The organism is Pseudomonas sp. NFPP02, from assembly GCF_900119355.1.
In the GTDB taxonomy this organism is placed as follows: domain Bacteria; phylum Pseudomonadota; class Gammaproteobacteria; order Pseudomonadales; family Pseudomonadaceae; genus Aquipseudomonas; species Aquipseudomonas paracarnis.
The window spans coordinates 105,897-118,746 of sequence record NZ_FPJI01000015.1 but is presented as its reverse complement, the minus strand read 5'-3'; the positions used below and the strand labels follow the sequence as shown (position 1 = coordinate 118,746).

Annotated in this window: 11 protein-coding genes; 3 read left to right on the top strand and 8 right to left on the bottom strand. The window is 61.1% G+C overall.

What is annotated here, in order from left to right:
• Positions 1-24 precede the first annotated feature (24 nt).
• The gene (locus BT204_RS23270) at positions 25-1,305 is read right to left on the bottom strand and encodes an alkane 1-monooxygenase (protein WP_072448440.1); all 1,281 of its coding nucleotides are present in this window, start codon (positions 1,303-1,305) and stop codon (positions 25-27) included.
• A 307-nt stretch (positions 1,306-1,612) separates the two neighbouring features.
• The gene (locus BT204_RS23265) at positions 1,613-2,611 is read right to left on the bottom strand and encodes an alpha/beta fold hydrolase (protein WP_072448439.1); all 999 of its coding nucleotides are present in this window, start codon (positions 2,609-2,611) and stop codon (positions 1,613-1,615) included.
• A 287-nt stretch (positions 2,612-2,898) separates the two neighbouring features.
• On the opposite strand from BT204_RS23265, the gene BT204_RS23260 reads away from it, so the two are divergent.
• Genes BT204_RS23260 through BT204_RS23250 form a run of 3 tightly spaced genes read left to right on the top strand, consistent with a single transcriptional unit; the run spans position 2,899 to position 6,182 of the window.
• Positions 2,899-4,437, top strand: coding sequence for a flavin-containing monooxygenase (locus BT204_RS23260; protein ID WP_072448438.1), 1,539 nt, complete (start codon positions 2,899-2,901; stop codon positions 4,435-4,437).
• Positions 4,434-5,324: an SDR family NAD(P)-dependent oxidoreductase gene (locus BT204_RS23255; RefSeq protein ID WP_072448437.1), complete on the top strand. Its 891-nt coding sequence runs from the start codon at positions 4,434-4,436 to the stop codon at positions 5,322-5,324. The genes BT204_RS23260 and BT204_RS23255 overlap by 4 nt, the downstream gene beginning before the upstream one ends.
• Positions 5,325-5,339: 15 nt before the next feature.
• Complete coding sequence (locus BT204_RS23250) at positions 5,340-6,182, top strand: metal-dependent hydrolase (RefSeq protein WP_072448436.1); 843 nt, start codon at positions 5,340-5,342, stop codon at positions 6,180-6,182.
• Positions 6,183-6,319: 137 nt separating this feature from the next.
• Here the strand turns inward: BT204_RS23250 and pepN are convergent, their stop codons facing one another.
• The 6 genes from pepN to BT204_RS23220 are packed head-to-tail and all read right to left on the bottom strand — an operon-like array spanning position 6,320 to position 12,820.
• The gene (pepN, locus tag BT204_RS23245; protein ID WP_060764674.1) at positions 6,320-8,977 is read right to left on the bottom strand and encodes an aminopeptidase N; all 2,658 of its coding nucleotides are present in this window, start codon (positions 8,975-8,977) and stop codon (positions 6,320-6,322) included.
• Between the two features lie 13 nt (positions 8,978-8,990).
• Positions 8,991-9,821 (bottom strand): DUF2797 domain-containing protein, encoded by an 831-nt coding sequence (locus tag BT204_RS23240; protein ID WP_054920810.1) that lies wholly within the window; start codon positions 9,819-9,821, stop codon positions 8,991-8,993.
• Positions 9,818-10,078 (bottom strand): YeaC family protein, encoded by a 261-nt coding sequence (locus BT204_RS23235; protein WP_003190750.1) that lies wholly within the window; start codon positions 10,076-10,078, stop codon positions 9,818-9,820. The genes BT204_RS23240 and BT204_RS23235 overlap by 4 nt, the downstream gene beginning before the upstream one ends.
• A gap of 14 nt (positions 10,079-10,092) precedes the next feature.
• Complete coding sequence (locus tag BT204_RS23230; protein ID WP_072448435.1) at positions 10,093-10,962, bottom strand: rhomboid family intramembrane serine protease; 870 nt, start codon at positions 10,960-10,962, stop codon at positions 10,093-10,095.
• Entirely contained in the window at positions 10,959-11,933 is a 975-nt protein-coding gene (locus BT204_RS23225; RefSeq protein ID WP_161793215.1) for a metallophosphoesterase, read from the bottom strand. The genes BT204_RS23230 and BT204_RS23225 overlap by 4 nt, the downstream gene beginning before the upstream one ends.
• Entirely contained in the window at positions 11,930-12,820 is an 891-nt protein-coding gene (locus tag BT204_RS23220) for an NAD(+) kinase (protein WP_003217892.1), read from the bottom strand. The genes BT204_RS23225 and BT204_RS23220 overlap by 4 nt, the downstream gene beginning before the upstream one ends.
• Positions 12,821-12,850: the final 30 nt, after the last annotated feature.

Here is a 12,850-nt window from a genome sequence, read left to right as displayed (position 1 = left end):
TACACCCTGAAGGCTTACTTCATCTCAAAACGGCTTGGCACTGCCGCTGTACTTCTCCAGGTACTTCAAGCGTTTTGACGGTTGAAGATTGGTCAAGTTGATATCACCGGCATAGTGATTCAGTACGCGATGGTCCATGCGCCGCCGCCACAAGTACGGCACATACGCCCAGACAATCATGCTGGCGTAGCCATACGGAAGTTGCGGTGATTCATCAAAGTGACGCAGCGACTGATAACTGCGCGTGGGGTTGGCATGGTGATCGGAGTGCCGCTGCAACTGGAACAGAAAGATATTGGTGACAATCCGATTACTGTTCCACGAGTGGCGCGGCGAGCAGCGTTCATAACGGCCATTGGGCAACTTCTGACGCTTGAGGCCGTAATGCTCGACGTAGTTCACCACTTCCAGCAACGAGAACCCGTAGATGCCCTGGATAATCAGGAACGGAATTACCGCTGCCCCCAGCCAGGCAATCATCGCGCCCCACAACACCACGCTGTACATCCAGGCGCTGAGCACGGCGTTCTTCCAGTGCAGGGCCGGCAGGCCGAGTTTGCGCAGGCGTTCGCGCTCCAGGTTCCAGGCCGACACAGCGCTGAACCACACCGAACGCGGCAGGAATGCCCAGAAACTTTCACCGAGGCGCGAGCTGGCTGGGTCTTCCGGAGTGGCGACCCGTACGTGATGGCCACGGTTATGTTCGGTGTAGAAGTGGCCGTAGAAGGTCGGCGCCAGGGTGACCTTGGCCAGGAACACTTCCAGGGGTTTGGGTTTGTGCCCTAGTTCATGGGCGGTATTGATAGCAATACCGGTGGCGGCACCGGTGGACATGGCCATGCCCACATAAGTCAACCAGCTGACTGCACCGTGAAGTTCAGTGCGGGCGGTGATGAACGCGGCGGTCCTAGCCAGCCAGTTCGAGGGTTCCAGGGTGGCCGTGGCGTGCAACAGGCCGCCGTTGATGATCCAGTCTATACCGCCCGCAGCGAGCCAACCGGTGATGACCACCGAGGCAATCACAAACAGCACGCCGGTGTAGACGATCCAGCGGTAGTAGCGTTGGGACTCAAGGTGGCTGACCGCAGATTCGGGCGGGTTGCTGACGTCTTCGCCGAGCAGGCCGTCAATCAGCGGGATCAGGCCGAAGATCACGAGTACGCCCACCCACCACAGTTGTTGCACGCCTGTGGTGATGGCAAGGGCGCCGGAGAGCAAGGGCGTCGCCAGCGGCATGATGCCGAGCCACCACAGGTGGCGTTTGCCGTCGGCCCAGACATGCGGGGCTGCCAGAGTCTGGTTCATGGCAGCCTCCGAACGCATTCGGTGGGCAACGAGGCAGACGACAGATATACGGAGCGTTGACTGCTCCTGGAAATCAACCATGCGATAAAAGGCGTTTTTTTCATTATTTTATTCGCTCTTAGGCATTTCAAAAATAATTTCAAATTACACATTGAAATAATTTTTTTAAATAAATAGCGCGGAATCGTTAGGTCGTCAACTAGTTTCTCCAGCCCTTTTTTCCGTGACCGAGCAGTCTCTTTTCAGCCGTTTGGTCAGGTACTCAGGGGCAGGCGTCAACGCCAGGCGCCGCAGTCAGGTGGCGCTGTTACTGGCTCGCCAGGGCGACAGGTGGGTTTATCGGCCGGACGCTCTCGCCGGGTCGAGCCCGCTTGGCCACCTGCTCCACCAGCGCCGCCACGCGCTCGGTGGCGGTGATCGGCAACATATGCCCACGGCCTTCAATCACCTGCATTTTCAGCCCTGGCACCTTGCTGGCCAGGGCCTGGCCGTGTTTCTGGAAGTCGAGCACCTTGTCCTGCGCCCCGTAGATCAGGCCGATGGGCAGGGTCAATCGTGAGTAGCGCTTGACCATCTCCGGCAGGTGGTCGTTGACCCGGTTGATCTCGGTGGACGCGGCGTAGAAGTTGTCGGGGCGCATGCCCAGCAAACCGCCGCCACGGGTGGCGAAGTCCGGCGGCGCAGGATCGGGGGCAAATACGCCCTTCACCACCGAGTTTTTGGTCAGCAGGCCGATGGGCAGGGTCAAGGTGTGCGCTACCCAGCGCCGCAGCCAGGCCGGGCGCACGGCCAGAGACAGGAACACCAGCGGCAGCATGCGTTGGGGGTGAGTCAAGGGCGCAACCAGCACCAGCCCGGATACGGCATGGGGATGGTCGAGGGCCAGCGCCAGGGCAATCGCGCCGCCCAGGGAGTGCCCCAGTACCAGTGGTTTACCCAGATCCAGCGTATTGATGAAGGCCGCGATTTGTCGCGCCTGGGCCGGCAAGTCTGCCGGCGTGCCGCTGTGCCGGGTGGAATAGCCTGAGCCCGGCCGGTCGAGGCTGATGACCCGAAAATGCTCACGCAACTGACCGGACAAGGCATAGGTCAGGTTGCGACTACTGCCCATCAGCCCGTGAATCATCACCAGCGGCGGGCCCTTGCCCTCTTCGACATAATGAAAGCGCTCGCCATCCACCTCGACGAAGCGCCCGTTGATCGGCACAGTCGCTTCAATGCGCCGCGTCATCCAGGCACTCAAGCCCCACAACGCAGCACTGGCGCCTGCCAGCACTCCCGCAGCGACAACCCATTCGACAGCCATAGCTCGGTCCTCTGCTTCCCTGCTGCTGGCGACCCGACCGGAATTGATCTGGCCCCAGCCATCGTCCACACCCTGGACCTAGACTTCATGCATACCACGTTCGTCCGTCGGACAAATCGCTCATGCGCAACAAGGCCCTAGCGTAGGCGAATTTTTCAGGTAGATTATTTAAAATCTTTTTTAAAATAAATAATTCAATTTTCCTTTGCAATGGTGTTCTATCTAAAAGACAAAACAAAAACAGGAGCACATCCGATGCCCAAGCGCTTTATTGACGAGGCAGCCCTATGAATGCCCCCAGTGACTCAATCGACATCGCCATCATTGGCTCCGGGTTCGCGGGCCTGTGCATGGCGATCAAACTCAAGGAAGCCGGGCTCACCGACTTCTTTATCGCCGAACAGGCCCAGACCCTCGGCGGTACATGGCGCGACAACCACTACCCAGGTTGCGCCTGCGACGTGCAGTCCCATGTGTATTCGTTTTCCTTTGCGCCCAATCCGAACTGGACGCGACAGTTCGCGGCGCAACCCGAGATCCGCGCCTATCTGGAAGACTGCGCCAGGCGCTTCGAACTGGCGCCCTACCTGCGCTTTGGCATGGGCCTGCAACGTGCGGTGTTTGATGAACAGCAGCAGCGCTGGCAGCTGACCTTCAGTAACGGCCGCCACGTCAGCGCACGGGTGCTGGTGTCGGGAATGGGGGGCTTGTCGCGCCCGGCAATGCCGGATATCCCAGGGCTGGACAGTTTCAAGGGCAAGCGCTTCCACTCCCAGCAGTGGGATCACGAGTACTCCTTGAAGGGCAAGCGCGTGGCGGTGATCGGCACCGGTGCCAGCGCCATCCAGTTCGTGCCACAGATCGCCCCGCAGGTAGCGCACCTGGACCTGTTCCAGCGCACACCGCCGTGGATCATGCCCAAACCTGATCGGCCGATTTCCGCTGCCGAGCGCTGGTTGTTCAAGCATGTACCGCTCACCCAGAAGCTGGTGCGCGCTACGCTTTACTGGGCGCTGGAAGGCCGTGTGGTGGGCTTTGCCCTGCATCCACGTCTGATGAAAATGGTGCAGAAAATTGCCCTGCGTCATCTGCGCAAACAAGTGGCCCGCCCTTCCCTGCGCAAAACCCTGACGCCGGACTACACCATCGGCTGCAAGCGGGTGTTGATCTCCAACGATTACTACCCGGCACTCTCGCGCAGCAATGTCGAGGTGGTCACCGACAGCGTACTGCGCATCGAAGCCGACGGCGTGATTACCGCCGACGGTATCAAGCACCCCGCCGATTGCCTGATCTTCGGCACGGGTTTCCAGGCCAGCGACCCGTTGCCCCGTGGCTGCATCATCGGCCGTGACGGCATCGACCTGATGGATGCCTGGCGCGATGGCGCCCATGCCTACAAAGGCACCACCGTGCCGGGCTACCCGAACCTGTTTCTGATCGTGGGCCCCAACACCGGCCTGGGGCATAACTCGATGATCCTGATGATCGAGGCTCAGGTCGCGTACATCCTCGACGCCCTGAAACACATGCAGCGCCAGCGCCTTACCACGGTAGAGGTCAAACCCGCCGTGGAGCACGCCTACAACCAGCAGTTGCAGGACAAGCTCAAGCGCACCATCTGGAACACCGGCGGCTGCCAGAGCTGGTACCTCGACCCGCGCACCGGCAAGAACACCACGCTGTGGCCCGGTTCGACCTGGCGCTTCAAGCAGGTCACCCGGCATTTTGCCCTCAAAGACTACAGCGTCAGCCAGGCGCCGGCGCCCGCCCTGCCGCGAGCGGTTGCAACGCCCCACTCCACCACAGAAGGCAGCCTGTCATGAAGTCATTCAACGGCCGCGTTGCGGCGATCACCGGCGCGGCTTCCGGCATGGGCCGCTCATTGGCCCTGGCCCTGGCGCGGGAAGGGTGTCATCTGGCGCTGGCAGACAAAAACAGCCAGGGCCTGGAACAGACCCTGGCGCTGATCCGCACCTCGACCTTGTCGCCCGTCACTGTCACCACCCAAGTGCTGGACGTGTCCGACCGCCAGGCCACGCACGATTGGGCAGCACGCTGCGCGGCCGAGCACGGCCAGGTCAACCTGGTCTTCAATAATGCCGGGGTGGCGCTGTCGAGCACCGTCGAAGGCGTGGATTACGCCGACCTGGAATGGATCGTCGGCATCAACTTCTGGGGAGTGGTGCATGGCACCAAGGCATTCCTGCCGTACCTCAAGGCCAGCGGCGACGGGCATATCATCAATACGTCCAGCGTGTTCGGCCTGTTCGCCCAGCCCGGCATGAGCGGCTACAACGCTACAAAGTTCGCGGTACGCGGCTTCACCGAAGCCTTGCGCCAGGAACTCGACCTGCAACGCTGCGGCGTGTCGGCCACCTGTGTACACCCCGGTGGCATTCGTACCGACATCTGCCGCAGCAGCCGCATCGACGCGAACATGACCGGCTTTCTCATCCACAGCGAGCAACAAGCCCGCGCCGATTTCGAAAAACTCTTCATCACCGACGCTGACCAGGCCGCCAAAGTGATCCTGCAAGGCGTACGCAAAAACAAGCGTCGCGTGCTGATTGGCCGCGATGCCTATTTCCTCGACCTGCTCGCCCGTTGCCTGCCGGCGGCCTATCAGGCCCTGGTGGTGTTCGCCAGCAAGCGCATGGCGCCCAAGCCGCGCACGCCGGTGTTTGAAACCAACGACGAGCCTCGACTCTGAACAGGAGAACGCACCATGCTGCCGATCCGTCGCGATATCCGTTTTGCCTTGCCTGCCGAGCGCATCAAGAACTGGCACGAACAAGGGCCTGTGGTCAGCCATTTCTTCAATGCCCTGTCGTTGCTGTTTCCCCAGGGCGAACTGTTCTTCATGGACAGCGTGCGCCACTACCGTGGGCAGATCGACGATGCCGAACTGAAAAAAGAGATCCAGGGGTTTATCGGCCAGGAGGCCATGCACAGCCGTGAACACGTGGCGTATAACGACTTGCTGCAAGCGGCCGGCCTGCCGGCGCACACCCTTGACCGACGCCTGAAGTTCTTCCTCGACCTGCAGAAAAAACACCTGCCGCCGTCGTTCAACCTGGCGGTGACCATCGCCCTGGAACACTACACCGCCATGCTCGCAGAAATCCTGCTGAGCGACCCGTCGCGCTTTGGCGACTCACTCAAGGGTTACCAGCAGATGTGGTATTGGCACGCCCTGGAAGAAACCGAACATAAAGCCGTGGCGTTCGATGTGTGGAACACCGTGATCAAGCCAGGGCCGGCACGTTACCTGCTGCGCACGGGGACCATGCTGACCACCAGCGTGCTGTTCTGGGTGGTGGTGCTGGATTTTCACGTGCGCCTGTTGATTGCCGACCGCACTGCAGGTGGCACGCTGAAGGGGCTGTGGCGCATGGTTAAATTCTTGTATGGGCCCAAGGGGGTGTTTCCACGGATGTTCCGGCCGTGGCTGCATTACTTCAAGCCGGGCTTTCATCCCTGGGATCATGACAACCGGGCACGATTGGCGGGCATTGACCGGTTGGTCGAAGAGATAGAGCGCACGCGCCGCAGCTATGAATCGGCCTAGTGCCAGGGATCAATCCTGCCGCCTGTAGGAGCGAGCTTGCTCGCGAAAAACGTCAACGATGACGCGTGCTTCCTGAATGAACGCGGCGCCTGTGAGTTCCTCGCGAGCAAGCTCGCTCCTACATAAAGCAATGAGGTTTACGCCAGGCTCTTGCTGACCACCTCAAACACATCGCTGGACAGCTCACCCGCACCCAGGATGCGCTCCAGCTCCGCTTTCATCAGCGCCTGCCGTGCGCTGTCGTATTTACGCCAGCGTGTCAGCGGCGCCAGTTGGCGCGAGGCGATCTGCGGGTTCAAGGTATTGAGCTGGATCACCAGGTCCGCCAGGAAGCGATAGCCCGAGCCATCCGCCGCATGGAAGTTGATCAGGTTCTGCCCGGCAAATGCGCCCACCAGTGCGCGCACCTTGTTGGGGTTCTTGATGGTGAACGCCGGGTGCTCCATCAACGCCTTGACCCGCGCCAGCCCGCCCGGCAAGGTGCTGCCGGCCTGTACGCTGAACCATTGGTCCATGACCAGCGGGTTGTCCTTGAAGTTTTCGGCAAACACCGCCAAGGCCTGGGCTTTCTCTGCTTCGAACGGCGAGTTCACCAACACCGCCAACGCCGTCAGGCGTTCGGTCATGTTATCGCTGGTGTCGAACTGATCCAGGGTGGCCGCCAATACTTCTGGCTTGCCGCTGAGCATCAAGTAAGACAGCGCGATGTTCTGCAGCGCACGGCGGGCGAAGTGCTCGGCCTCTGCCACGTAAGGCGTTTGCTTGGACAGCTCGCGGTTGGCCTGGTAGCGCAGCCACAAGCCTTCGAACAGGTTGTCGGCCAGTTGCTTGCGGGCAAACTCGCGGGCAGCGTGGATGGCATCCACATCCGCCACTTCGCTGATTTCCGTGAGATAGGCTTCGCTCGGCAGCGAGAGCATTTCGGCGACCATGGCCTGGTCCAGGCTTTCATCGCTCAACACCGTGCGCAGCGCGTCGATCAAGCGCTGATCAAGCTTCAGCGGCTGGCCAGCCTGGTGTTGGCCGATCAGTTCCTGCAATACCTGCACGGCCAACTGCTGGCCAGCATCCCAGCGGTTGAAACCGTCGCTGTCGTGCTGCATCAGGAACATCAGTTGATCGCGGCTGTACGGGAAGCTGAGCTTCACCGGCGCCGAGAAACCACGCAGCAACGAAGGCAAGGGTTTTTCAGCGATGTCGACGAAGGTAAACGTCTGCTCCGCTTCGGTCACCGAGATTACCCGCGAAGTGTCGCCCGCCGTCGCTTCACCGGCCAGGCGCAAGGCAATGCCGGCGCCCTGCCCGTCCAGCAAGCCCAGCTCCACCGGGATCACGAAGGGCAATTTCTCGACCTTGTCCGGAGTCGGCGGGCAGCTCTGGCGGAAGGTCAGGCTGTAGGTCTTGGCCGCCGCATCGTAGGCCTCGCTTACCGCCAGGCGCGGGGTACCTGCCTGGCTGTACCAGCGCTTGAACTGGCTGAGGTCGGCGCCATTGGCGTCTTCCATGGCCTTGATGAAGTCGTCGCAGGTCACGGCCTGGCCGTCATGGCGTTCGAAATACAGGTCGCTGCCTTTGCGAAAGCCCTCGGCGCCGAGCAAGGTGTGGATCATGCCGACCACTTCCGAGCCCTTTTCATACACGGTCAGGGTGTAGAAGTTGGAGATCTCGATAAAGCTGTCCGGGCGCACGGCGTGGGCCATGGGGCCGGCATCTTCAGCGAACTGGTGGGTACGCAGGTACGCCACGTCCTGGATGCGTTTGACCGTGGCCGAGTTCATGTCGGCAGAGAAGCCCGAGTCACGGAACACGGTGAAGCCTTCCTTGAGCGACAGTTGGAACCAGTCGCGGCAGGTCACGCGGTTGCCCGACCAGTTATGGAAGTATTCGTGGGCGACGATGGCTTCGACGCGCTGGTGGGCGGCATCGGTAGCGGTTTCGGCGCGGGCCAGCACGGCGCTGGAGTTGAAGATGTTAAGGCCCTTGTTCTCCATGGCGCCCATGTTGAAATCGTTGACCGCCACGATCATGAATATGTCGAGGTCGTACTCGCGGCCGTAGGTCTCCTCGTCCCAACGCATGGATTTTTTCAGGCTGGTCATGGCGTGCTGGCACTTGTCGATATTTTCCGGCTCGACGTAGATGCGCAACGCGACTTCGCGGTTGGTCATGGTGGTGAAGCTGTCTTCGACGCACCACAGGTCACCGGCCACCAGCGCAAACAGGTACGCCGGCTTCTTGAACGGATCTTCCCAGGTCGCCCAATGCCGGCCGTCTTCGCCAGGGCCGCTGGCAATCGGATTGCCGTTGGACAACAGCACCGGGTAGCTGTGTTGCTCGGCGATCACCGTGGTGGTGAACACACTCATCACGTCCGGGCGGTCGAGGTAATAGGTGATCTTGCGGAAACCTTCGGCCTCGCACTGGGTGCAGAACATACCGCTGGATTTGTACAAACCTTCCAGGGCGGTGTTGGTTTCCGGGTGGATCTTGACGGTGGTGTCGAGGGTGAAGGTCTCACTCTTGGGCTGCACGGTCAGGTGGCTGTCGGTCAGCTGGTAGTCAGCGTCCGTCAACGGCTGGTCGGCCAGGTTGACACTCAACAGCTCAAGTTGCTGGCCATCGAGCACCAATGGCGGCAAACCGGCGCCGCGCTCGGGGTTGCGGCGCATCACCAGCTGCGCGTGGACCAGGCTGTGGTCCTCGAACAACTCGAAGGTCAGGTGCGTCTCGTCGATCAGGTAGTCCGGCGCCTGATAGTCCTTAAGGTAAATCATCTTCGGTTGTTCGGTGCGCATGCTGGGGATCCTTCTACTGATGCACGGCGAGCTGATAGGCCGTGTATTTACGAATGTTGATGACGCCGGTGTCGAAGATCAGGTATTGGCCCTTGATCCCCAGCAGCGTGCCTTCGGCAATCGGGTTCTTGTCCAGGTTGAAGCTGACGATCTTGGTCGGATACTGCTCGACCGGGTAGCGGATTTCAATCGGCTCGATGTCGGCAATGGTTTGGATGGCTTGCAGGCCAAAGCGTTCCTGCAAACCCAGCAAGCCCTCGGCGCAAGAGGCGAACAGCTCATCACGCACCTGCTTGAGGTCCACCGCTTGCGCGTCGCCCTTGAGCAAGGCGCGCCAGTTGGTCTTGTCGGCCACCTGGCTGCGGAACAGGTCTTCGACGAAGCCCGATTGCTGGCGTGTCGCCACGCGCATGATCGGCAGCGCCTGGCTGGCGCCCTGGTCCAGCCAACGGGTGGGCAACTGCGTAGCACGCGTAATGCCGACCTTGATGCCCGACGAGTTGGCCAGGTACACCACGTGGTCGGTCATGCAGAATGTCTCGCCCCAGCCCGGATCGCGGCAGGTACCGGCGTCGTAATGGCAACGCTCGGGGCTCATGATGCACAGGTCACACTGGGCCAGCTTGGTCATGCAGGGGTAGCAGTAGCCCTGGCTGAAGCTGGTCTTGGTCTTGCGCCCGCAATGGCTGCAATGAATCGCGCCCAGGTATTCCAGGCGTACATGGGTGCCGATCAACGGATTGACCGGCACCTCGGTGTCGCCCAGGCGAAAGGCGTATTGAACGGTCGGCTCACCGAGTTGCGCCGACATTTTGCTGACTGCACCGCGACCAATTTCAATCAATGGATCGCATCCGACTTGAACAGGATATTCGGTACTGGCGCGGATTTGGACGCGCACTCCTGCGGGCCCATATAACCGGTGCGCTGTTCTTCGGGCAGGTTCTGGATCTCCCAGGCGATCATCGCTTGCAACGACAATTCGCGCTGCTCGGCGGTGAGCTTGCGGCCATCGGACCATTTACCAATCTCTACCGCGAGCTTGAGGCTCTCGTAGATGTCCGGGGTGATGTTTTCGATCATTTCAGCAAAAGAGGACATAAGGCTCTTCCTTATCAAAGAGACGCTTTGCGACGGTTGTACAAACCACCGAGCAAACCCGTCAAGCAACCGATGACCAACCCGCCCACATGGGCCGCGTTGGCGATTTCGCCGAAACCGATCATCGAGACCAGCCCCGACAGGCAGAGCAGCAACCACACCAGCATCATCACCAGCACCCCACGGGGCAGGCGATAGGCCGGGTTGGGCGACAATAACTGAAAGATCCAGCAGTGCCCGAGCAGGCCGTACAACACGCCGGACAAACCGCCAAACAAGCCGGGGCCACCGTAGGCGTATTGCGCGTAGTTGGAGACCAGGCTGAACAACAGGGTCAGGCCCAGCAGGTTGATGCTGCCCTGGCGCGCTTCAATGCGCCGACCCAGCTCCCAGTACCACATGCCGTTCATGGCCAGATGCAGGATGCCGAAGTGGATGAGCATCGGCGTGACCAGGCGCCACCACTGCCCCGAGGCCAGCGTGTCGGCCAACGGTGTGAACTGGATGTACTCGCCCAGCACCCGGAACGGCAGGAAGGTCAGCCAGGCCATGGCTTGCAGGTTTTCACCCAGCAGGGTCACCGCACCCACAATCAGGCTGGCCAACAGCACCAGTGCGGTGACTGGGCTGTGGCGCACCTGCTGGACAAAGCCTGGCCGCGCAACCGGCGCCTGCTCGGGAATATCCAGTTGCTGGTCGGGGTCGCCAGCGGGGAAGCGTTGATACAACACGCGCACATCGTCGCTGATGGCCTCGGGCACCCACAGCACCTGTTCACCGGCCTCCTCGCTGACGCGGTGCGGCACCTGCATGCGGTGCAGCAACTTGACGAAACCACCCAGGTCAACGCTCAGGGGCAAGCGCAATACAGCTACGGTACTCATGGAATGGCCTCTGGTCGCTCAACGTCGACCCATACGAATTTACGCGGATCCAGCTGGGTTTCCTGGTCCAGCCGATACGCCACCAGCTTGCCGTACAGCACCGCGCTGTAGTCCAGGCAGGCCAGGTTCGGGCGGATCGGCGCCGGTTTGCCGCTGCGCCAGTAGTGGCCGACGAACAACAGCGGTTCATCGACGCCATAGCGCAGCAGGGAATTCTTTTGCGTGGACGACAATGGCGTGCGTGCCACCGGCTCTGGCAAGGCGTCGGGCTGGAACACGATGTCGCCGTAGGTCTTGGGGTCGTCTTCCCAGAACTTGGTGCGAAAGAACGACCGCGTCAGGCCATCGCCACCGGTCAGGGTGAGCCCATCGGGCAGGCGCATATCGGTGCCGCGCAACAGGCGATCGAATGCATTGCAGGCAAAACTGCCCGGTACGGCGGCGGCTTGCAGGAAGTGTTGGTCGATGCAGCCGTCCGGGAAGGTGGCGCGCAGCGGCTGGATAAAACTGTCGTCCCAGCACGCGTGCACTACGCGAAAACGCCCGGCGTCGACAAACAGCGGCATGTCGTAGAACCAGCCGAGGAAGTCGTGCCAGTCGGCCGGGTGGTGTTCGAACTGCGTCAGGGTCTCTTGGATCAAGCGGGCGTGGCGCGGGTTGTGCTCACGCACGAACTGCTTGCCACTGCCCGGCGGGGCCGGCGTGGTCCAGCCCAACGCATTGAACTCGTGGTTACCCATGATGCACAGCGCCTGGCCGGCCTCGGTCATATCGTGGACGATATGCAGCGCCTCACGGATGCGTGGGCCACGGTCGATGATATCGCCCAGGAACACAGCCATGCGTGACGGATGGCGCCAAGTGCCGCCCTGCTTGTGGTAACCCAATTGGTCGAGCAAGTGCTCAAGGGTATGAGCGCAACCGTGCACGTCACCAATCAGGTCGTAGCTACGCGCGGGATCGAGCATCAGTCGCCTCCACCTCCCAAGCGGCTGCCCCAGCCCAGCTTGGTACGGCACACTTCGTAGTAGTTGTGATCCAGCGGGTGGATCAAGCGCAACTTCTGTGCCTTCTTGCTCACGGTGATGGTGTCACCGGGGGCGCAGGTGAAATGGTTCTGCCCGTCGCAGGAGACTTGCGGGTAGATTTGCATGTCTTTGGACACCACGATTTTCAGCTCACTGTTGCCATCGACCACAATTGGCCGACTGGACAACATATGGGGGTACATCGGCACGATCACAATGGCATCGAGCTTGGGATGCATGATCGGGCCTCCCGCCGACAGCGCATACGCGGTTGAGCCGGTAGGCGTGGCGACGATCAGGCCGTCAGCCTTCTGGCTGCACACGAACTGGCCGTCGATATACAGTTCGAACTCAATCATCCGCGTGGATTTGCCCGGGTGCAGCACCACATCGTTGAGGGCATCGCCCTGGCCGATCGCCTCGCCATGGCGGCGCACTTCGGCCTGCAGCAGGAAGCGGTTCTCCACCAGGTAATGGCCGTCGAGCACCTTGGCCACTTCGACTTCCAGCTCATCGGGGCGTATATCGGTCAGAAAGCCCAGGCTGCCACGGTTGATGCCCAGCACCGGCACGTTATGCCGCGCCAGTGCCCGGGCAGCGCCGAGCAGGCTGCCATCGCCACCGACCACGATGACCATGTCGCACACCTCGCCGAGCATCTTGCGCGACGAGGTTTGCAGGCCGTGGCCGGGGAGGATTTCAGCGATGGTGTCTTCGAGGATCACATGCAGGTGGCGCTCGAGCAGAAACTTCTTCAGCCGGCGGACGGTGTCCAACACCTGGGTACTGCCCAGGCGACCGATAATGCCGATATTGCGAAATTGCTCCATGGGGCTCCTGCGGGATCTGGGGTGAGGCAA

Bases quoted from the DNA above. Each gene is read 5' to 3' on its own strand.
- BT204_RS23255 (WP_072448437.1), top strand. From the start codon at position 4,434: ATGAAGTCATTCAACGGCCGCGTTGCGGCGATCACCGGCGCGGCTTCC.
- BT204_RS23260 (WP_072448438.1), top strand. From the start codon at position 2,899: ATGAATGCCCCCAGTGACTCAATCGACATCGCCATCATTGGCTCCGGG.
- pepN (WP_060764674.1), bottom strand. From the start codon at position 8,977: ATGCGCACCGAACAACCGAAGATGATTTACCTTAAGGACTATCAGGCG.
- BT204_RS23250 (WP_072448436.1), top strand. From the start codon at position 5,340: ATGCTGCCGATCCGTCGCGATATCCGTTTTGCCTTGCCTGCCGAGCGC.
- BT204_RS23220 (WP_003217892.1), bottom strand. From the start codon at position 12,820: ATGGAGCAATTTCGCAATATCGGCATTATCGGTCGCCTGGGCAGTACC.
- BT204_RS23235 (WP_003190750.1), bottom strand. From the start codon at position 10,078: ATGTCCTCTTTTGCTGAAATGATCGAAAACATCACCCCGGACATCTAC.
- BT204_RS23270 (WP_072448440.1), bottom strand. From the start codon at position 1,305: ATGAACCAGACTCTGGCAGCCCCGCATGTCTGGGCCGACGGCAAACGC.
- BT204_RS23230 (WP_072448435.1), bottom strand. From the start codon at position 10,962: ATGAGTACCGTAGCTGTATTGCGCTTGCCCCTGAGCGTTGACCTGGGT.
- BT204_RS23265 (WP_072448439.1), bottom strand. From the start codon at position 2,611: ATGGCTGTCGAATGGGTTGTCGCTGCGGGAGTGCTGGCAGGCGCCAGT.